Source organism: Fictibacillus norfolkensis (assembly GCF_014836645.1).
Taxonomy (GTDB): domain Bacteria; phylum Bacillota; class Bacilli; order Bacillales; family Fictibacillaceae; genus Fictibacillus; species Fictibacillus norfolkensis.
Map to the genome: position 1 here is coordinate 402,780 of NZ_JACSQM010000003.1, position 21,764 is coordinate 424,543.

General features: G+C 39.9%; 20 protein-coding genes. All 20 read right to left on the minus strand.

Annotated features, from left to right (window positions below):
- Nucleotides 1-9 precede the first annotated feature (9 nt).
- The 20 genes from H9648_RS09295 to H9648_RS09390 all read right to left on the minus strand — a co-directional run bounded on the left by H9648_RS09295 (nucleotide 10) and on the right by H9648_RS09390 (nucleotide 21,736).
- Nucleotides 10-288, minus strand: coding sequence for a DUF503 domain-containing protein (locus tag H9648_RS09295; protein ID WP_144700710.1), 279 nt, complete (start codon nucleotides 286-288; stop codon nucleotides 10-12).
- Nucleotides 285-2,630, minus strand: a complete 2,346-nt coding sequence (gene infB / locus H9648_RS09300) for a translation initiation factor IF-2 (protein ID WP_191753593.1) — start codon at nucleotides 2,628-2,630, stop codon at nucleotides 285-287. The genes H9648_RS09295 and infB overlap by 4 nt, the downstream gene beginning before the upstream one ends.
- A gap of 15 nt (nucleotides 2,631-2,645) precedes the next feature.
- The gene (locus H9648_RS09305) at nucleotides 2,646-2,951 is read right to left on the minus strand and encodes a YlxQ family RNA-binding protein (protein ID WP_191753594.1); all 306 of its coding nucleotides are present in this window, start codon (nucleotides 2,949-2,951) and stop codon (nucleotides 2,646-2,648) included.
- Nucleotides 2,948-3,214, minus strand: a complete 267-nt coding sequence (gene rnpM / locus H9648_RS09310; protein ID WP_191753595.1) for an RNase P modulator RnpM — start codon at nucleotides 3,212-3,214, stop codon at nucleotides 2,948-2,950. The genes H9648_RS09305 and rnpM overlap by 4 nt, the downstream gene beginning before the upstream one ends.
- Nucleotides 3,215-3,234: 20 nt before the next feature.
- Nucleotides 3,235-4,338 carry a transcription termination factor NusA gene (gene nusA / locus H9648_RS09315; protein WP_191753596.1) on the minus strand — a complete coding sequence of 368 codons (1,104 nt, stop codon included), beginning with the start codon at nucleotides 4,336-4,338 and terminating at the stop codon, nucleotides 3,235-3,237.
- 19 nt (nucleotides 4,339-4,357) lie between these two features.
- The gene (gene rimP / locus H9648_RS09320; protein ID WP_137789633.1) at nucleotides 4,358-4,828 is read right to left on the minus strand and encodes a ribosome maturation factor RimP; all 471 of its coding nucleotides are present in this window, start codon (nucleotides 4,826-4,828) and stop codon (nucleotides 4,358-4,360) included.
- A gap of 156 nt (nucleotides 4,829-4,984) precedes the next feature.
- Nucleotides 4,985-9,286: a PolC-type DNA polymerase III gene (locus H9648_RS09325; protein WP_191753597.1), complete on the minus strand. Its 4,302-nt coding sequence runs from the start codon at nucleotides 9,284-9,286 to the stop codon at nucleotides 4,985-4,987.
- A gap of 217 nt (nucleotides 9,287-9,503) precedes the next feature.
- Nucleotides 9,504-11,216 carry a proline--tRNA ligase gene (locus tag H9648_RS09330; RefSeq protein ID WP_191753598.1) on the minus strand — a complete coding sequence of 571 codons (1,713 nt, stop codon included), beginning with the start codon at nucleotides 11,214-11,216 and terminating at the stop codon, nucleotides 9,504-9,506.
- Between the two features lie 27 nt (nucleotides 11,217-11,243).
- Entirely contained in the window at nucleotides 11,244-12,506 is a 1,263-nt protein-coding gene (rseP, locus tag H9648_RS09335) for an RIP metalloprotease RseP (RefSeq protein WP_144700724.1), read from the minus strand.
- 5 nt (nucleotides 12,507-12,511) lie between these two features.
- Nucleotides 12,512-13,669 carry a 1-deoxy-D-xylulose-5-phosphate reductoisomerase gene (gene dxr / locus H9648_RS09340; RefSeq protein WP_191753599.1) on the minus strand — a complete coding sequence of 386 codons (1,158 nt, stop codon included), beginning with the start codon at nucleotides 13,667-13,669 and terminating at the stop codon, nucleotides 12,512-12,514.
- A 16-nt stretch (nucleotides 13,670-13,685) separates the two neighbouring features.
- On the minus strand, nucleotides 13,686-14,474 hold the full coding sequence (locus H9648_RS09345) for a phosphatidate cytidylyltransferase (protein ID WP_191753600.1): 789 nt from the start codon (nucleotides 14,472-14,474) through the stop codon (nucleotides 13,686-13,688).
- Nucleotides 14,475-14,487: 13 nt separating this feature from the next.
- Nucleotides 14,488-15,243 (minus strand): undecaprenyl pyrophosphate synthase, encoded by a 756-nt coding sequence (uppS, locus tag H9648_RS09350; protein ID WP_191753601.1) that lies wholly within the window; start codon nucleotides 15,241-15,243, stop codon nucleotides 14,488-14,490.
- A 168-nt stretch (nucleotides 15,244-15,411) separates the two neighbouring features.
- Nucleotides 15,412-15,969, minus strand: coding sequence for a ribosome recycling factor (gene frr / locus H9648_RS09355; RefSeq protein ID WP_137789640.1), 558 nt, complete (start codon nucleotides 15,967-15,969; stop codon nucleotides 15,412-15,414).
- On the minus strand, nucleotides 15,969-16,694 hold the full coding sequence (gene pyrH, locus H9648_RS09360; protein ID WP_066393724.1) for a UMP kinase: 726 nt from the start codon (nucleotides 16,692-16,694) through the stop codon (nucleotides 15,969-15,971). Before pyrH ends, frr begins: the two co-directional genes overlap by 1 nt.
- A 340-nt stretch (nucleotides 16,695-17,034) precedes the next feature.
- The gene (gene tsf / locus H9648_RS09365) at nucleotides 17,035-17,913 is read right to left on the minus strand and encodes a translation elongation factor Ts (RefSeq protein WP_191753602.1); all 879 of its coding nucleotides are present in this window, start codon (nucleotides 17,911-17,913) and stop codon (nucleotides 17,035-17,037) included.
- Between the two features lie 102 nt (nucleotides 17,914-18,015).
- A complete protein-coding gene (rpsB, locus tag H9648_RS09370; protein WP_137789641.1) occupies nucleotides 18,016-18,741 on the minus strand; it encodes a 30S ribosomal protein S2 in 726 nt (241 codons plus the stop codon).
- A 157-nt stretch (nucleotides 18,742-18,898) separates the two neighbouring features.
- Nucleotides 18,899-19,315, minus strand: coding sequence for a DUF6115 domain-containing protein (locus tag H9648_RS09375; protein WP_191753603.1), 417 nt, complete (start codon nucleotides 19,313-19,315; stop codon nucleotides 18,899-18,901).
- Between the two features lie 10 nt (nucleotides 19,316-19,325).
- A complete protein-coding gene (locus H9648_RS09380; protein WP_191753604.1) occupies nucleotides 19,326-19,601 on the minus strand; it encodes a hypothetical protein in 276 nt (91 codons plus the stop codon).
- A gap of 18 nt (nucleotides 19,602-19,619) precedes the next feature.
- Nucleotides 19,620-20,960, minus strand: a complete 1,341-nt coding sequence (locus tag H9648_RS09385) for a FapA family protein (RefSeq protein WP_191753605.1) — start codon at nucleotides 20,958-20,960, stop codon at nucleotides 19,620-19,622.
- An 11-nt stretch (nucleotides 20,961-20,971) separates the two neighbouring features.
- Nucleotides 20,972-21,736 (minus strand): FliA/WhiG family RNA polymerase sigma factor, encoded by a 765-nt coding sequence (locus H9648_RS09390; RefSeq protein WP_137789645.1) that lies wholly within the window; start codon nucleotides 21,734-21,736, stop codon nucleotides 20,972-20,974.
- Nucleotides 21,737-21,764 lie beyond the last annotated feature (28 nt).

The following is a 21,764-nucleotide window of genomic DNA, read 5'->3' on the forward strand; positions in this document are numbered from 1 at the left end:
CCACTTGCCTTACAGCCACTCGATGTTTGAACGTGTAACTTCCAACTCAGTAATAGATGTAATAATCGCAAGTGCTCTTTGCAATTCTTTTTCTGCTATTATTTTGTCCGAAGAAACGGTAACCATACTTATCTCGGCGCGCTGCCACAAATCTTGATGATCTGTTTCGGATACAGCCACGTTTAATCGTTGACGAAGCCTGTTTACCGCTTTTTGAACAACTGAACGTTTATCTTTTAACGACTGTGCTTCATAGATGAAAAACTCAACCGTTAAGAACCCGATCATTTTACTTTAATTTCTTCCATGATATATGCTTCAATGATGTCGCCCTCTTTAATATCATTGAACTTTTCTAACGTGATCCCACATTCATATCCGGCAGATACTTCCTTAGCATCGTCTTTAAAACGTTTAAGTGCATCGATCTTACCTTCGTAAGAAACAACACCGTCACGAATCAAGCGAACTGTAGAATCTCTTGTGATCTTACCTTCAGTAACGTAACATCCAGCGATCGTACCCACTTTAGAAACTTTGAAAGTCGTACGAACTTCAACTTGCCCGATAACTTTTTCTTCGAATTCTGGGTCAAGCATCCCTTTCATCGCTGATTCGATCTCTTCGATTACGTTGTAGATAATTCTATGCAGACGAACATCGACTTTTTCAGCGTCAGCTGTACGTTTTGCACCGTTATCAGGACGAACGTTGAAACCGATCACGATCGCGTTTGAAGCTGATGCAAGCATGATGTCATACTCATTGATCGCTCCAACACCTGAGTGGATGATTTTAACTTTAACGCCTTCAACGTCAATTTTTTGTAATGATCCTGCAAGCGCCTCAACAGAGCCTTGAACATCACCTTTGATGATGACATTGATTTCTTTGATGTCACCTTCTTTAATCTGGTTAAAGAGGTCATCAAGGTTTAGTTTTGAAGATTCTTTACGCTGTGCATCTTGTTGTTTTTTGAAGCGAGACTCACCAACTTGACGAGCTTTTTTCTCGTCAGCGAAGACCATGAACTGATCACCAGCTTGTGGTACATCGTTCAACCCAGTGATTTCAACTGGTGTTGAAGGTCCTACCGTTTTAACTCTGCGGCCAAGATCGTTCACCATCGCACGAACACGACCGTAAGTGTGTCCTACAACGATTGGATCACCAACATTTAACGTACCTGATTGAACGAGTAGAGTCGCTACAGATCCACGGCCTTTATCTAGCTGTGCTTCAATTACTGTTCCAATTGCAGTACGGTTTGGATTTGCTTTTAATTCTTCAACTTCTGAAACAAGGTTGATCATTTCAAGCAGGTCGTCAATTCCGTCACCTTTAATCGCTGAAACGTTTACGAAGATCGTATCTCCACCCCAAGCTTCCGAAACAAGTCCGTGCTCAGTTAGTTCTTGCATGACTCGATCTGGGTTAGCAGATTCTTTATCCATCTTGTTTACAGCCACGATGATTGGAACTTCTGCTGCTTTTGCGTGGTTGATCGCCTCTACTGTCTGAGGCATTACACCGTCATCAGCAGCTACAACTAGAATCGTGATATCTGTTACTTGAGCTCCACGAGCACGCATCGTTGTAAACGCAGCATGTCCAGGAGTATCTAGGAACGTAATCTGTTTTCCGTTGTTCGTAATTTGATAAGCACCGATATGCTGAGTAATTCCACCAGCTTCGCCTGCAGTTACCTTTGTGTTACGAATCGCATCAAGAAGCGTTGTTTTACCATGGTCAACGTGACCCATGATCGTAACGACTGGCGGACGAACTTGAAGATCTTTTTCTTCATCTACGATTTCGTAGTTTTCAAATTCATTCTCATCAACGATGATCTCTTCTTCTACTTCTACATCGTAGTCAGCTGCGATCAATTCGATCGCTTCTTTATCAAGCTCTTGATTGATCGTTGCCATAATTCCAAGACCCATTAGCTTTTTAATGATCTCAGAAGTATCTTTGTTCAACTTTTTAGCTAATTCACCTACTTGAAGTGATTCAGTGAAAGTGATCTTACTTGGCGTTTCAAGAACTTTCTTCTGAGGAGCTTGTTGCTGCTGGTTTCCGCCGCCTCTGTTTTGCTTGTTGCGATTGTTGTTGTTCTTGTTGTTGTTATTTCTATTGTTGCTTTGGTTTCTATTGTTAGTATTCTTGTTGTTTGAATGATTGCTATTGCTCTTGTTTTGATTGTTGTTACTGTTTTTGTTTTGATTGTTTGTGCTAGTCTTGTTCTGACTGTTTGTGCTAGTCTTATTCTGATTGTTTTGACTGTTAGTATTCGTGGACTTTGGTCCTTTAGCTTGTGACGAGTTATTGTTCTCTTTTTTTATTTTCATATTACTCTCTTTTTGAACTTCCTTTTTATTAGATTTGGTGTCATTACCAGGGTTGCTATTTTTCACATCTGATTTAGGGAGTTGATTTTGATTCGTTGATTTTGGTTGATCTTTATTGGTCTTTGGACGATAAGCCTCATCCAGCTTTTTAAGAGCTGCCTGATCAATCATAGACATATGATTCGCAACGTGGACATCCATCGTTTTGAGCTTTTCAATAATGTCTTTACTTTGAACATTTTTCTGTTTCGCATATTCGTATACGCGGATTTTACTCATATGTTCACCCCCGAGTTAGTGATCAAGAAGTTCCTTTAATCTCTTAGAGAATCCTTGATCATTTACAGCAACTACAACTCGTTGCTCCTTACCAATAGCTCTGCCTAAAACATTGCGATCTTCCACCCAGGCAAGATCAATTTTGTAAAAGTGGCATTTATCGGTAACTTTTTTCTTTGTATTATCAGAAGCATCTTTTGAAAGCAGAACAATTTTCGCGTTTTGCTTTTGGATGCTTTTCACAACTAGTTCTTCACCGGATATGACTTTACCGGCTCGAGCTGCTATTCCAAGAAAGTTTTCCCAAGGAGTTGGTTTCAAGATGTATGACTTCCTTTTTCAAGCTGTTCAAATAGATCAGCTGGAATCTTTGTTTTGAGATGTGACTCAAGAACCTTTTTCTTTTTTGCTTGTTGGATACAAGCAGGTTCATGACAAAGGTAGGCTCCTCTTCCGGATTTTTTCCCCGACATGTCGACAGAGACTTCTCCTTCTGGTGAGCGGACAATACGTGTTAATTCTTTTTTAGCCTTCATTTCTTGACAGGCTACGCATTTTCTCATCGGAATTTTACGTGTTTTCATTGTCTCCACCTCGTCATTTCTTACTCTTCATCCTCATCAGTATCTTCGAAAAAATCACTGCGAGCGTTTGATGGATCGTACACACCTGATTCTGTGGCTTCTGTTTCACTTTTAATATCAATCTTCCAACCTGTTAACTTCGCAGCTAGACGAGCATTTTGGCCTCTTTTACCAATCGCTAATGAAAGTTGATAGTCAGGAACGATAACCGTTGTCATCTTTTCCTCTTCATTCACTTGTACTTCAAGTACTTTTGCTGGGCTAAGTGAATTTGCTACATATACTACTGGATCTTCACTCCATCGAACAATATCAATCTTCTCACCGTTCAATTCGTTTACGATCGTTTGAACACGCGCACCTTTTTGTCCAACACAAGATCCAACTGGATCTACTTCAGGATCAGCAGCATGAACGGCGATCTTAGAACGGTCACCCGCTTCACGAGCGATCGATTTAATCTCAACCGTTCCATCATAGATCTCTGGCACTTCAAGTTCGAATAAGCGTTTTAGAAGACCTGGGTGAGTTCTTGAAACTAAAATTTGAGGACCTTTTGTCGTCTTTTCAACTTTAGTAATGTACACTTTGATGCGGTCGTTCGTGGTATGAGATTCACCAGGCATCTGTTCAGCAGCAGGTAGAAGAGCTTCCACTCTGCCTAGGCTGACATACATATAACGGTGGTCTTGTCGTTGAACGATTCCCGTGATGATATCTTCTTCACGATCAATAAATTCTGAGAAGATGATCCCGCGCTCTGCTTCACGTACGCGTTGTGTCACTACTTGTTTAGCTGTTTGAGCAGCAATACGACCAAAATCTTTTGGTGTGACTTCTTCTTCTACAATATCTTCTAATTCATAGCCAGGGTTGATCGCTTGAGCTTCTGCTACTGAGATCTCTTGACGATCGTCCTCAACTTCTTCAACCACATTTTTTCTTGAAAAAACACGGATACTTCCTGTGTCTCTGTTAAAATCAACACGAACATTTTGCGCTTGATGAAAATTGCGCTTGTACGCAGAAATAAGGGCAGCTTCAATCGCTTCAATAATGACATCTTTACTGATCCCTTTTTCCTTTTCTAACAATGTAAGTGCATCCAAAAGCTCGGTACTCATTTTTCTTCTCCCCTCTTCATTAAAAAACAACCGCAAGACGGGCGTTGGCCACTTTAGCATAAGGTAACTCTACCTTTTTCACTTGCGTTTTCACTCTAATCTCCATGAACAGCGTTTCACCGTCAAAGTCTTTTAAAAGTCCTTCATATACTTTTTCACCGTTTAATGGCTCATAAAGTTTAATGTTTACATTTTTGCCGATAGCATTTTTCACATCTTCAGGTTTCTTTAATGGTCTTTCAACACCTGGAGAAGATACTTCTAAAAAGTAGGGCTGTTCGATCGGATCAAGTTCATCTAGTTTTTCACTTAATTGTTCACTGACAGTCCCGCATTCCTCGATATCAATTCCACCCGTGGAATCGATATATACTCGGAGAAACCAGTTTTTACCCTCTTTAACAAATTCAACGTCAACAAGTTCAAGTCCTAGTTTTTCAACGATTGGGGTTACAAGCTCTGTTGTGAGCTCTGTAATCTTCTGACTCATTGCTGCCCTCCTTCTTACTGAATGACCTCAAAACGTAACGAAAGAGTGGGGAGCCCCACTCTTTCGCCGACAGTTATTCATTCAACAGTATTTCCAAAAATACTATACCATAACCAATAAAATACTGCAACTGATCAAGCCTTCAAGAAGCCCTTGTTAAAAGAGCGAAAGCTGGTTTGCATCAGGCATTCCTTCTAAACATCCTTGATCATCTAAGTACTCAATAATGGTCTTAGACAACTTCGCACGCTGCTGTAGATCTTCTTTAGAAAGAAATTCACCTTGCTCTCTTGCTTTTACAATGTTTAATGCTGCGTTTGTACCTAATCCTGCGATTGAATTGAACGGTGGAATTAATGTGTCCCCTTCTACTAAGAAATCTGTTGCGCTTGATCGATACAGATCGATCTTCTGGAACGATAGCCCTCTTTCACACATTTCAAGAGCAAGTTCTAGAACCGTTTGCAAGTTCTTCTCTTTTGTAGAAGCATCAAGACCTTTAGCTGAGATCTCTTCAATTTTTGTCTTTAACGCTTTGGATCCTCTGATCATAGACTCCACATCAAAATCATCCGCTCTTACCGTGAAATATGCCGCATAGAACCAGATTGGATAATGAACTTTAAAATATGCGATACGAACGGCCATCAGTACGTATGCTGCAGCATGAGCTTTAGGGAACATGTATTTGATCTTCAAACATGAACCAATATACCAATCAGGTACATCGTTCTTCTTCATCTCATCGATCCACTCATCCGGCAGACCCTTACCTTTACGTACACTCTCCATGATCTTAAAAGCAAGCGACGGTTCGAGGCCTTTATAGATCAGGTAGACCATAATATCATCACGGCATCCGATAACGTCTTTCAGCACACAAGTGCCGTTTGCGATCAATTCGTTCGCGTTATTAAGCCACACGTCGGTACCATGAGATAGTCCTGAAATCTGTACAAGTTCAGAGAAAGTACTTGGTTTTGTTTCTTCAAGCATCTGTCTTACGAACTTTGTTCCGAACTCTGGAATACCTAACGTACCTGTCTTACACATGATCTGTTCTTCGGTTACTCCTAACACGTCTGGACCTGAGAAGATTTTCATCACTTCTGGATCAGAAGCAGGAATGGTCTTCGGATCAATACCGCTTAGATCTTGAAGCATGCGGATAACGGTCGGATCATCGTGCCCGAGTATATCAAGTTTTAATAAGTTATCGTGAATCGAGTGAAAATCAAAATGAGTCGTCTTCCATTCCGACCCACTATCATCGGCTGGGAACTGCACAGGACAAAAATCATAGATATCCATATAATCTGGAACAACTATTATTCCACCCGGATGCTGACCTGTTGTTCTCTTTACTCCTGTACAACCTGCTACGAGGCGATCAACTTCTGCCGATCGGATCGTTAAGTTGTTGTCTCCTGCATACCCTTTTACATAACCATAAGCCGTTTTTTCAGCTACGGTACCTATCGTACCTGCACGATACACATAATCTTCACCGAATAGTTCTTTCGTGTAGTTATGTGCTCTAGGCTGATACTCACCTGAGAAGTTTAAGTCGATATCAGGGACTTTATCTCCTTTGAAACCAAGGAACGTTTCGAAGGGAATATCTTGTCCATCTTTTATATAAAGCACTTCGCATGTTGGACATTCTTTATCTGGCAAGTCATAACCAGAACCAACAGAACCATCATTAAAGAAATGTGATTCTTTACAGTTCGGGCAAACATAGTGAGGAGGCAGTGGATTTACTTCTGTAATCTCCGTCATTGTCGCAACAAACGATGAACCGACTGACCCACGCGATCCTACAAGGTATCCATCGATCAACGATTTTTTTACAAGTTTATGTGAGATCAAGTAAATAACCGCAAATCCGTGTCCGATGATACTTTTTAATTCTTTTTCTAACCTTTTCTCAACAAGTTCTGGAAGATTCTCACCATAGATGCTTTTCGCTCGGTTATAACTCATCGAGCGTACTTCCTCATCTGCGCCCTCGATCTTTGGTGTATATAGATCATCCGGAATCGGTTTGATCTCCTGAATCATATCGGCGATCTGTCTCGTATTTTCACAAACTACTTTTTGAGCTTTTTCCTCCCCTAAGAAAGAGAACAAGTTCAACATCTCATCAGTTGTTCTAAAATGGACTTCTGGAAGAGTTTGTCTGTTCAGCGGATTCGCTCCACCTTGAGAAGAGATCAAGATTTTTCGATAGATCGCATCTTCAGGGTTTAAATAATGAACGTTTCCTGTTGCGACAACCGGTTTGTTCAATTTCTCACCAAGCTGAACGATGTTAGACAGGATTTCTCTTAAGTTCATCTCATCTGCGACTAATTCTCTTTCGATAAGATGATAATAGTTACTTGGCGGCTGAACTTCTAAGTAATCATAAAACTCCGCGATCTTTTCAACCTCTTCGATCGGTTTTTGCATCATACCTTCAAACACTTCACCTTTATCACAAGCTGAACCGACGAGTATGCCCTCTCGTAGTTTACTTAACCGTGATCTCGGAATACGCGGTGTTCGATAAAAATAAGACATATGTGACTCAGAAACGAGTTTGTATAAATTCTTCAGACCTTCTTGTGTCGCAGCTAAAAGTGTACAGTGAAACGGTCTTGATCTCTGAAAACCACCTTGCCCCATGTTATCGTTCAAACGGTCGTGATAGAAGATATCCTTTTCAAACGTTTCTTTTAGAAGCTTCCATAATAGATAACCAGTAGCTTCAGCATCATAGATAGCTCGGTGATGCTGAGTGAGTTCAATATCAAACCTTTTACAAAGTGTGTTCAATCTATGATTCTTTAACTGCGGGAGCAAAAATCTTGCCAATTCAAGTGTATCAATTACAGGATTCTTTGCTTCCCCTAGACCTATCTTGCGTAATCCTTCGTTCAAGAAGCCCATGTCAAAGCTCGCGTTATGAGCTACTAGGATATCATCACCCATAAATGCGTGAAAATCTCGAAGCACTTCTTCGATCTCTGGTGCGTTCTCAACCATATCATCTGTAATTCCAGTTAATTCAATCGTGGTTTGAGATAGGGATTCATGAGGATTTGCAAACCTTTCAAAACGGTCAATGATCTCCCCGCCACGTATCTTTACCGCTGCGAGTTCAATAATTTTATTGTAAACAGCTGATAAACCCGTCGTCTCAACGTCAAAAACAATATATGTTTCATCTGTTAATTTTCTCGGCGCCTCGTTGTATGCGATCGGTACACCATCATCTACAAGATTCGCCTCAAGTCCGTACAGAATTTTGATTCCGTTTTTCTTTCCTGCACTATAAGCTTCTGGAAAGGACTGAACACCAGCATGATCAGTTATTGCGATAGCTGGATGACCCCATTTCTTAGCTTGTCCCACTAAGGTTGAAACAGAAGATATTGCATCCATCTGACTCATCGGGGTGTGAAGGTGAAGCTCAACACGTTTGTTGTCTTCATCCGCAAGATCTTTTCTGAACTCAGGTTTGATCTCATTAATATCGTTAGCGATCATAACTAGATCTCTTACAAACGTATCATTTTGTATTCCGCCTCGAACTTTTAGCCACATTCCCTTTTGAATCCCTTGAAGGATAGGAATATCTTCTTTGTCACGAGAGAAAATTTTGATCAATAATGAATCCGTGTAATCGGTAATCTTGAATGTTAATAGTGTACGCCCGCTTCTAAGCTCTCTCGTTTCGGAATGAAAGACGTAGCCTTGAATCGTTATGCGTCTTTCTTCATCTTGAATCGTTTGGATCGGAACAGGATCATCCTTGATTGAATAGCCGATCATAATATCAGTTCTTGCTGCAGGGCCATCAGATCGATTAGCGGCTTTTTCTTTTTCAACTAAAGCTTCCATTACTTTATTCTGATCTTCTTGTTTTCTTTGTTCGATAAACTTTTGAAAATCTTCTTCAGAATGTTTAATCTCTGTTTTTACCATTACAGAATGAAACCCAAACTGACTGTACATCTCCTTAATAACAGGAGAAAGCTTTCTTTGAACAAGCGCTTCTTCCGCATCATTTCTTACTGTCAGACACAAAAAATTGCCTTCCGCAATAGGATTTTGCGTAGAAAGCATACTTCCTAAACTTGGTGCTGCTGATTCTACTAACTTTTCTTTGCACAATGGCCAAAAACCAAGTAGCTCTTCGGCTTGAAAACTCTCTTTCGTTTGAAGAGAAAAAGACACTGTAGCAATATGCTGAAAAGTTTGGCGCAGGCTAGCACTAAACCATGCATAACTATCAGGGTTTAATGGACGTAGAAGTCCTATTATAAAATGCCAGCTTCTATTCGTCTTATCTATCGTTAGTTTTTCGATCGTTCCTTCCGAAAAACCTACTTTCATTTCATCAGGCATACCTAGTTGTTCTAAAAGAAGCGATAGCCTTTCTTGTCTGATCTGTTGATCATTTCCGCTCATACGAACCTCCTTTTAGAGGGGTTTAATTATGTTTTCACATGACTAACCAATGTAATTCTTAAACATTTCTCTATTAATTATACTATAGCTTTAATCAGTCAGCCTCGATTACCATCATAAAGATTAGAACTCTATTCGTAAAGTGCAAAGAGAAAGGCACCTCTTATATAAAAGAGGTACCTCCTCTATGGACATCATCCATTCAATCACGCTCTAACTAATTCTTAAGCTTGTCCCACTCATTTTTAATAAAGCTGCTTAGTTCAGAAACTGGCACTTCGAATGATTCTCCGCTTTTACGTATCTTCACTTCTACGATACCTTCTGAAGCACGTTTTCCAACCATAACACGAATTGGCAGTCCGATAAGATCGCTATCTGTAAATTTCACACCCGCTCGTTCAGGGCGATCATCATATAAACAATCAAATCCATCGTTCTTGATCTGCTTGTAAAGTTCATCGGACAGTGCTGCTTGTTCTGCGTTCTTACTGTTAATAGCAATTAAGTGAACATCGAACGGTGTTAATGATAACGGCCAGATCAAACCTTTGTCATCATTGTTTTCTTCAGCTACGGCTGCTAATGTACGTGAGACACCTATTCCATAACAACCCATGGACATGATCTGATTCTTACCGTTTTCATCTAAGTAAGAGGCTTTCATCGGCTCACTGTATACTTTACCAAGCTTGAACACATGCCCGACTTCAATTCCTTTAGCAAAAACGATCGTCCCTTTACCATCTGGTGACAGATCACCTTCTACAACAAAACGAAGGTCAGCTGTTTCATTACACTCAAAATCTCTATTGTGATTAACATTTGTATAATGATAGCCTGCTTCATTTGCACCACAAACTGCATTTACCATATATGGAACTGCTTGATCAGCGATTACTTTAACTTCTTTTGAAGAATGAACTGGTCCGATAGATCCGTGTTCAGCATTCAACCATTTTTTTGTTTCTTCTGCTGTAGCTAATTCTACTTCTTTAGCAGAAAGAACATTCTTAAGCTTAATCTCATTAACCTCATGATCTCCTCTGACTAACACTAAAACAGGTTGTTCATCAGCGATATAAAGCAATGATTTAATCACTTTGGATGGTGAAACTTGTAATAGATCTGAAACCTCTTCGATCGTTTTCGCGTTTTGCGTTTCTACTTTCTTAAGTTCCATAAGATTTTCAGATGAACGGTCTTCACGAAGAACAACTGGAGCCATCTCTATGTTCGCTGCAAAATCTGAATCCGTTGAATACGCGATCAAATCTTCACCAATTTCTGATAAAACCATGAACTCATGATTATCTTTACCACCGATCGCACCTGAATCGGCTAAAACCGCACGGAAGTTAAGTCCACAACGGCTAAAGATAGCAGAGTAGGCGTCTTTCATCGCTTCATACGTGTCATCAAGACTTTCTTGCTTATCATGGAAAGAGTATGCATCTTTCATGATGAACTCTCTTCCGCGAAGCAAACCGAAACGTGGACGTTTCTCGTCTCTGAACTTTGTTTGAATCTGATATAGATTAAGAGGAAGTTTCTTATATGATTTTACTTCGTCTCGAACGATGCTCGTAATCACTTCTTCATGAGTTGCTCCAAGTGCGAAATCCCGCTCGTGTCGATCTTTTAATCTCATTAGTTCAGGACCGTAGCTATACCATCGGCCACTTTCCTGCCAAAGTTCAGCAAGCTGCAGCGCCGGCATCATCATCTCTTGTGAACCGGCACGATTCATTTCTTCTCGTACAATATTTTCTACCTTGTGAAGAACCTTTTTCCCCAATGGAAGAAAAGAGTAAATACCAGCAGCATTCTGACGGATAAAGCCAGCTCTTAATAAGAGCTGGTGACTTTTAACATCTGCATCTGCAGGAATTTCTCTTAAAGTTGGCATAAACAACTGACTTTGTCTCATAATCTCTACTCCTCAAATCATCCCTAATTAACCAAGAAATATTTTCTGTATATCATTCCATGTAACAACTAGCATCAATAACATCAGAAAAGCAAACCCGATAAAATGAACCATTCCTTCTTTTTGCGGATCGATCGGTTTCCCTCTCAAAGCTTCAACTCCTAAGAATAGAAGTCGTCCTCCGTCAAGTGCAGGTAATGGTAACAAGTTAAAGATCCCTAAGTTGACACTTAAGATAGCTGCCCATTGCAGCAGCATATAAACACCGGCTTTTGCAGCTTGATCTGTATACTCATAGATACCAAGTGGACCAGAGAGCTGATCAATTCCATGCTGACCCGTTATCAGTTGTCCGAGCCCTGTAAATATAGCTGTTGTCATAAACCAAGTTTGTTTAGCACCATATTCTAATGATCCAACAAAAGAGGATTCTGTATATGGGTGTGCTCCAATAAATCCTTCGTTCTTATCATCAGCACCTTTACGTGAGCCAAGCGTGACAGGAACCACTTTCTCTTCTCCATCACGATTGATCGTAAACATTAACTTTTCACCAGGGTTTTCTTGAATGACAGACACTAATTCTTTCCAATCGTCCATCTTTTCGCCCTGAACTGCTATAATTTTATCCCCTTTAATCAAACCAGCTTTATCGGCACCTGCTCCTTCTTGAAGGGTACCTAGTCTTGATTCATTAGTCGGGATACCTTGCATGAGCGAAAATACGACCAAGATCACGAAAGCTAGTAAAAAGTTCATTGCAGGACCAGCAAAGATTGCTAGTGTTCTCTGCATGATCGTCTTCGATCCAAACTGTCGGTTATAAGGTGCGATCTGCATCTCTTGGTGATCAGCTACAAATAGCGCATCTTCTTTTACTTTGTAAGTCGATGTTCCAGAGTCTTCATTTTCAAAGCCTGTTACATACAATTCACGTTCTAAATCAGCGTTTTCAATGGTGATCGTTTTTTGCACCGGATATTTTTCACGGTGATTGACAACGATTTTCTCCACTTCATTTGCTTGGTTGAAGATCAAACCAACTCTGTGACCTGCCTTAAGTTCAATACCTTCTGGATCTTCTCCAGCCATACGTACGAACCCTCCAAGAGGTAAAAGACGAATCGTGTAGACTGTCTCCCCTTTCTTGAAGGCAAACACTTTCGGGCCGAATCCAATAGCAAACTCACGACACAAGATGCCTGCACGCTTTGCCAGCAATAGATGTCCGAGTTCATGAAAGAAAATTAAAGCACCTAAAATGATGATAATGGCTATCACAGTGTTCATTCCCATTACCTGCCTTTACTAAGTAGTGACTCCACATATTGACGAGTCCTATTATCTGTTTCTTGTATTGTCTCAAGGTCTGGCGTACTGACGTTGGACAAATTCTGCATAGCTCGTTCGATCATCTCTTCTATCTCAAGAAACGAGATGTGACCATTCAAGAATCGTTCCACCGCTTTTTCATTCGCAGCATTTAAAATGGTCGGCATCAACCCTCCGGCCTTACCTGCCTGAAAAGCCAGTTTTAAACATCTGAACCGGTCGTAATCCATTTCTTGAAAATGTAACTTTCCAACTTCCCATAAGTTTAACCTTTTCCCGTTTATTAATTCAAGTCGATCGGGATATGTAAGAGCGTATTGTATCGGTACTCTCATATCTGGTTGTCCCAAATGAGCGATAATGCTTGTATCAACAAACTCTACCATAGAGTGTATGATGCTTTCCTTATGTAAAATGACGTCTATTTTCGAATAATCAAAGGAAAATAACCAATGAGCTTCAATTACTTCTAAACCTTTATTCATCATTGTCGCAGAATCGATCGTGATTTTCGCACCCATCGACCAGTTTGGATGGTTCAAAGCTTCCTCGACTGTAACGTTTTTTAATTCTTCACGAGTACGGTCTCTAAAACTTCCACCAGAAGCAGTCAATATCAACTTCTCTACACGGTTCGGGTCTTCACCGTTCAAGCACTGATAGATCGCTGAATGTTCTGAATCGACCGGAAGAATTGCGACGTTATATTTCTTCGCTTTTTCCATAACAAGATGACCTGCTGTTACTAGCGTTTCTTTATTAGCTAAAGCGATCGTCTTTTTTGCTTCGATGGCTTTTAATGTAGGAAGTAAGCCTACACTACCGATTACTGCGTTCACAACAATTGTTGAATCAGTAGAAACTGCTGCCTCGATCAATCCATCCATACCCGAGACAACTCTTGTAGATGAACTTACCTTCGAACGAAGTTTTTTAGCATCTTCTTCATTTTGAACAGCACAAATTTCAGGTTGAAATTGGAATATGATTTTTTCAGCAGCTTCAATATTCTTACCTACAGACATCGAACTCAATTTGAACTGTTCCGGATGAGAGGCGATCACATCTAAGGTCTGAACGCCGATCGAACCTGTTGCACCAAGTAAACTAACTGATTTCATCCTATACCTCCTAGCGTTATCCTATCAAATGAAGCACGTGGAGCAACGGGAATACAAATAACGCACTATCTAGTCTATCTAATATACCGCCATGTCCAGGAAGCAAAGTACCAGAATCTTTCACATCGTAGATTCGTTTGAATGCCGATTCTGCCAAGTCGCCTATCTGACCAAATATACCTACGATAATGGAAATCAGTAGAATATTAGATAACGACATATCCACAAAATGAGTAAAATAGCTGATCAACCCTACAACAAGGCTAAAAAAGATACCTCCGACTGCTCCTTCGATCGTTTTGTTTGGAGAGATAACCGGCCAAAGTTTTCGTTTTCCAATCGATTTTCCAACAAAATACGCGCCAGAGTCAGTTGCCCATAGCATGAATAGAATTAAGAATAAAAGTTGGACCCCACCTTCTAATATTCTCGTTTCTAGTAAATAGAAAAACCCAAAACCTACGTATATAGCACTAAAAAGCACAAACGAAATATGATTGTAATCTGTAGTGTTCTTTTGTACAACAGTTACGACTAGTAATAGAAGAACTGCAAGTATAATGGCATCAGTTTTAGTAAAAGGTTCTAAAGAACTCATCCAGTCTTGTGGTAATGCGATCAAGACTGCTAATAAAAATCCGATTCCCCCTACGAAACTTAGCTCCAACCTTTTCATACGCAATAATTCAAACATGCCAATCCCAGTTAGCAATAGTATTAATAGTGAGAACGGCCAGCTTCCATAAAGGGTAATCCCTATAAATAAAACGGCTGCGATTACACCTGTTATTATCCGTTGTTTCATAAGTCCTCCTTAATTAAACACCGCCATACCGCCTGCCTCGTCCGGCAAATTGTGATACAGCTTCTCGTAGATGCTCTTCAGAAAAATCTGGCCATAACACTTCCGTAAACCAAAATTCAGAATACGCAAGCTGCCATAGCATAAAGTTACTTAATCGAACCTCGCCACTTGTACGAATCAAAAGATCCGGATCGTTTAAATCATGCGTCATTAAATGCTGTTCGATCATTGAATCATCGATTTGTGACGGCTCTAACCTTCCTTGTTTTACCTCAGCAGCCAAAGCTTTAACTGCAGCTGTAATCTCATCGCGGCTGCCATAATTAAGAGCGAAGTTTAAGATTAAACCACTGTTGTTCTTCGTCTTGTTAATCGCTTCCTCTACAGCTTTTACCGTATGAAGTGGTAATAACTCCTTTTTACCCATTATTCGCACTTGCACGTTCTCTTTAATCAAATCTGGAAGAAAAGTGTTTAAAAATTCTCCAGGAAGTTTCATTAAAAAGTCGACTTCTTCACGTGGACGTTTCCAGTTTTCAGTTGAAAACGCATAAAGAGTTAACACTTCTATCCCAATCTTATTCGCTTCTTTAACGATTTTCCGAACTGTTTTCATTCCTTCATGATGACCGGCAATTCGTGGCAGAGCTCGTTTCCGTGCCCACCTTCCGTTGCCATCCATAATTATGGCTACATGTTTCGGGATATTTTCTTCTTTGAATGTATGGTTCTCCGGACTTTTTTTCTTAAAGAAAAGCTTGTCAAGCATGTATAAGCCTCCATCTTCTTAGACTTCATAGAATCCACCTCTAAAGTGAGGTGTTCTCCATATGCCAATCACCTTATCAATTAAAGTCTAGCAAAATGGTGATATTGTCTAATAAAAAAGCCCCCTTTTATAGAGGGCTTTTTATATTTAATTGTACATGGAAAAGCTTTATACTTCCATGATTTCTTTTTCTTTAGCAGAACTTACAGAATCAGCTTCAGCTGTGTATTTATCAGTAAGCTTTTGAACATCATCGTTATAGCGACGTAGTTCGTCTTCTGTAATCTCAGCTTCTTTTTCAAGTTTCTTCAAATCGTCATTCGCATCACGACGGACGTTTCTTAGAGCCACTTTCGCTTCTTCAGCAAACTTTTTAACAAGTTTAACTAGTTCTTTTCGGCGCTCTTCTGTTAGAGCTGGAATCGCAATTCGAATCACTTGACCATCGTTAGAAGGTGTTAGACCAAGATCAGACTTTAAAATCGCCTTTTCAATATCTGCCATTGCAGATTTGTCGTAAGGCTGAATCACTAAAAGTCTAGCTTCTGGAGTTGTTACACCTGCTAATTGATTGATCGGAGTTTGAGTTCCGTAGTAATCAACTTGTACTCTGTCTAATAGAGAAGGGTTTGCTCTGCCTGCACGAAGTGTTGAATATTCACGTCTTAGAGCTCCGATTGCTTTTTGCATCTTTTCTTCTGCTTGAGTTAAAACTTCTTTTGCCATTAGTTTCTCCCCCTTATAACGGTTCCAATTTTTTCTCCGGCAACTGCTCGTTTGATGTTTCCTTCTTCCATGATCGAGAAAACAACTAACGGGATATCATTATCCATACATAGTGATGAAGCTGTTGTATCCATTACTGCTAGTCCATCTTTTAAAAGATCAAGATACGATAATGTCGTATACTTAACAGCGTTCTCATCCAATTTCGGATCTGCTGAATACACGCCATCCACGTTATTCTTAGCCATCAAGATAACTTCTGCTTCAATTTCTGCTGCTCTTAGTGCTGCAGTCGTATCTGTTGAGAAGTACGGGTTACCCGTTCCTGCTGCAAATATAACAACGCGCTTTTTTTCAAGGTGACGAATGGCTTTTCTTCTGATATAAGGTTCTGCAACCTGACGCATTTCTATTGATGTTTGTACTCTTGTTTGAACCCCAATGTTTTCAAGACTGTCTTGAAGGGCTAATGAATTCATTACAGTGGCAAGCATGCCCATATAGTCTGCTGAAGCACGGTCCATTCCCATCTCACTGCCAGTCTTACCACGCCATAAGTTTCCGCCGCCAACTACTACAGCAACTTCTACGTCGAGTTCAACGATTTCTTTTACTTGTTCTGCAATTGACTGAACGATTTTTGGATCGATTCCAGATGTTTGTTCACCTGCTAGTGCTTCTCCACTTAATTTCAAGACGACTCGTTTATATTTTGAAGTAGTCATTTGTCCCTCCATCACCTAAAAAAATATATTTACCTGGTTCATTATGGCTGTTAACTAGTTAATGAAAAGCTCCGTTGCTTTCTGAAAGTGGTTGATTTCCGTTTCAGGTGCTCGCTTTCCGGGGGGCGTGCGGTGAGCCACCTTGGCACTTTGTGCCATTAGGTGTCTCACCTGTCCCGCTGATCCCCCAGGAGTCTCGCACCTAACACTCCAATCAACTTGCAATGATGTTCTGCAGAAACTTTTAAGGAACAACATTTGAAAGTATTGCCATTAAAACCAAGGTTATTTCTGTAAAAAAAGAGGAACACAACGTGCTCCCCTCTTTTTCAAACTGTGCTTACTTTTTAACTTGAGACATTACTTCTTCAGCGAAGTTGTCTTCACGCTTCTCAAGGCCTTCTCCAACTTCAAAGCGAATGAAGGCTTTTACAGTACCACCTTTGGAAGCTACATATTTACCAACTTTTTGGTCTGGATCTTTAATGAAAGATTGGTCGTTCAAGCAAATATCTTCGAAGTATTTGCCAAGACGTCCTTCTACCATTTTAGCTACGATGTTTTCAGGCTTTCCTTCGTTAAGTGCCTGTTCAGTTAATACTTTACGCTCACGTGAAACTTCTTCTTCACTAACTTCGTCACGAGAGATGTATTTAGGATTTACTGCTGCAACGTGCATAGAAACGTCTTTAGCAACTTCTTCTTCTGTCGTTCCTTCAACCACTGAAAGAACTCCGATGCGACCACCCATGTGAAGGTAAGCGCCAAATGCTGCGTTCTCGTCTTTTTTCAAGATTTCGAAGCGGCGAAGTGTAAGTTTTTCTCCGATTTTAGCGATTGCTGCGTTGATGTAGTCATTTACTGAAGTTCCGTTAAAGTCAGAAGCTAATGCATCTTCTACTGAAGCAGGCTCTGTAGCCAACAAGTGGTTACCTAGCTCAGCGATTAAGCTCTTGAAGTTTTCGTTTTTCGCAACGAAATCTGTTTCAGAGTTCACTTCAAGGATAACTGCTTTGTTTCCGTCAACGATTACAGAAGTTAAACCTTCTGCTGCGATACGGTCAGCTTTCTTAGCAGCTTTCGCGATCCCTTTTTCACGAAGGTAATCAATTGCCGCCTCCATGTTACCACCTGTTTCAGTTAATGCTTTCTTACAATCCATCATTCCTGCGCCAGTGTTTTCACGCAATTCTTTAACCATTTGTGCTGTAATAGCCATGTGTTTTTGCCTCCTTATGGGATATGTAGTGCTAGTTGTGCTTTTACATAAAAAGGGTGATAAAGGGTCATCCCCTCTACCACCCTTGAGCATTCCATTTAATTAAGCAGTAGTTTCTTCTTCAGCTGCTTCTGCTACTTCTTCTCCGCCTTGGTTAGCTTCGATGATAGCATCTGCCATCTTACCAGTAAGAAGTTTAACTGCACGAATTGCATCATCGTTACCAGGGATAACGTGATCAACTTCGTCCGGATCACAGTTCGTATCAACGATGGCGATGATCGGGATGTTCAATTTACGAGCTTCTGCAATCGCGATGCGCTCTTTACGAGGGTCAACTACGAATAATGCGTCAGGAAGCTTGTTCATGTCTTTAATTCCGCCTAGGAACTTTTCAAGACGATCCATTTCCTTCTTAAGAAGAATAACTTCTTTCTTAGGAAGTACTTCAAAAGTACCATCTTCTTGCATTTTTTCAAGATCTTTTAAGCGGTTGATACGCTTGCGGATAGTACCGAAGTTTGTTAATGTTCCACCTAACCAACGTTGGTTGATGTAGTACATGTCAGAACGTTCAGCTTCTTCCTTAACTGAATCTTGAGCTTGTTTCTTAGTTCCAACGAAAAGGATCTTTCCGCCGTCAGCTGCGATGTTACGCATAACATTGTAGCATTCTTCAACTTTCTTTACTGTCTTTTGAAGATCGATAATGTAGATACCGTTTCTTTCTGTGAAAATGTAACGAGACATTTTCGGATTCCAACGGCGAGTCTGATGACCAAAGTGTACACCAGCTTCTAACAATTGTTTCATTGAAATTACTGCCATAATGGCACCTCCTAGGTTTGTTTACCTCCGTTTGTTTCACCTTCGAGCAATAACTGACTTAGTCAGCACCACATTGCTCAAATCCGCAAACGTGTGTGATTAACACCGAGAAATAATATACCATGTTTCGTGCAATTTCTGCAAGTCTTTTTGCTTGTTATCGATAAAATTTTAAAAGTAACTCTACTTCACCTTTTCCTCGGTGCAGCATTTTTGCAATTTCTTCAGCATTATAACCTTTTTGAGCTAATGTTAATACTTCGGTTGTCTCTTTAGAGAAATGTTTATCTTCTGACTCTTGCAGGACCGTCCCGGTCTCTTCTAATTCTATAATTGTGATCTCATCCAGATCTTTTTGCTGATGATTTTTCTGAGTGAATTTTAAGATCATTTCATGCAAGCGTTCATTTTCTATCTTCATCTCTTCTGAAAATAGCTCAAGAAGCTCTTCTACTTCTTCACTTGTTTTTGAATCATGTGAGTTGCTTTGTTTTTGAAATTTATTGCGCAAATTAAAAATTAAATATAAACATACTACGTTTAACATAATACTTATGAAAACTAAAGCGTACATCGCATTCATCCTAACCTGAATAATCGATTTTACTTCCTTTATAAGGATGACTCGAACTCTTTGAACTCGTCTTTTCTTGCTGATGCTGATCATTTGTATGAAATAAACTTGATTCAGTCGCTTCTTTTTGATTGACCCGTTCTGCTTCTATCTTGTCTTTTTTTCGTATTTCTTCTGAAGTCTGCTGTTGTTGAAGAAGTCCTCTATTCATGACATCAATACTTGCTTTTGAAGCATCAAGAGTTCTTGGAATCGCAACCTGAAGCTCGATTAATTTAAGACTCACAGCATCCACATCCAATTCTTATAGAGTGTGAACAACAATTTCCTTCTCTTCTATAAATACTTTCGCAGCCGTATAGGAAGATTGGATTTTACGTTTGTATTTTCCAATCGAGATCTCAACATGGGGATGAAGCGTGCCGTTAATATTTATAGAAGACTGTAAAGAATTTTTATAATTTTCGATCTCCGTTCGATGGGCTGAAATCTCTTGATGCGATTGAGAAATCGTGTTTACTATTCTATTAATCGTTTGTTGCTCTGTATTTTTTTGAATCAACACGATCTTTAAATGATTTAATTTCTCTAAATTCTTTTCTAGCTCAAGAATTTTTTGTTCATGATGTATGATTTCTTTCTCCATTCTATCATTTGTCTTTAAGTATAATAACGTTTTAGAGTTCGTTTCGTTACCTATGTTATTCGCTGAGATTCCGTTTCCTGCAATACAGGTGCCCCCCGATATATTTCCTTTGCCACTCGTACATGTAACGCTTGATTCCGCCTCACAATGACTGTGAAGAATCGTTTGTGCTACTCTTATGTTTCCTTTTGCGTATACATTTCCTTGACTAATATAAAGGGAAGTGAAGTCACCACCACAACGAACCGTTCCTTTTCCTTGACCTAAAACACCGCCACCGATAATAACGCTTCCGTCAGAGATAATATCTGCTGCTTCCACGACGCCTTCGACTCGAACATCACCTTTGGCAGATATTTTAAATCCTGAGGGTACGTCCCCGGTTATATGTACATTTCCAACAAAATCAATATGACCAGTCTTTAAAGAAACATCGCCATCTACTCGATAAACGGGATAGATATTTACACGATTATTTTGGAACGTTACCTCTCCACTCGCTGAAGCATAGACACATTGCTCACTCTCGTTATATACAGTATTCTCACCATTTTTAACTGCCAAATCTTTACCTTTTTTTGCAGGTATCACTTTTCCAAAAACACTTATTCCTGGTATGCCTTCAGTAGCGTTTTGTTTTCTTGCTACGATCTCTCCGAACTCAGCTGTAGGAATTGTAAAAAGACGTTTAAAATCAAGTTTCACATTCTCGTTTGTATCAAGTTTCTTCTCATTTGAGAAAGATGGTATAAGTCTGGCAGACTCTCCATCTTTCGGGAGTTTCCCGTTTGCGATCTCAGCTGGAAATATAAAACTCTCTAGATTTTCAGCCACTAGACTCAATACTTCGATTCGAATTCCATGTCGGATACCTTTCGATTCGATCCAAGCCAAAAGTCTAGAAAACGTGACTTCACCAGATGGGATTTCAACTCCTTTTTTTAGTAAAAGAGCCTCTGTTTCACTATTTTCCAATTTAATATGAAACCATTGATCCATATCCCTACTCCTTACATATATCGTTGTAGAACCTGTCGGATTCTAAAGAGTGCTTTTGAGTGTATTTGAGATATTCTGGATGTAGATAGACCGAGTACTTGTCCGATTTCAGTTAATGTTAATTCCTCAAAGTAGAACAAACTCACTACAAGCTGCTCTTTCTCAGACAATTCCTTGATCACCAATGCGAGCTCACCATGAAGTTCTTCTTGCAGCAAGCTATTTTCAGGTGTGATCGCTTTTTTATCTTCAATCGTGTAACTAACTTTTTCACGGCTTTCTGTTTCTTTGTTCTCTTCGTCAATCGATAAAACGTTAGCAAGAAAACTTTCAGACATAACGGTTGTTACTTCATTTTCTGAGTATCCGAGCTCATCAGCAACTTCTTTTGGGCTAACGGAACGAAGATTTTCTTGTTCTAACCTTTCGATGGCAGCTTCAACTTTTTTTGTTTTTTCTCTTAAACTTCTTGGAAGCCAGTCTTCTCTTCGTAAGCCGTCTAAGATAGCACCACGAATCCGAAATGAAGCGTAAGTATCAAACTTCAGGTCCCTTTCAGGCTCAAACTTTTTTAGAGCATCATATAACCCTAGCATACCGAGGGATCGGAGTTCATCTTTGTTAACACTTTTAGGCAAACCAACCGATATACGTTGTACGTGATAATTAACAAGTGGTAAATACGCACGCATCAGTTCGTCACCTGCTTCTCGATCACGACTCGTGTTCCACTTTTCCCAGCAAGATTGTTCTTCTAATAAAGATGGCTCCGTCATGGTAATCCTCCTCGTTTTTTTTGGTTTT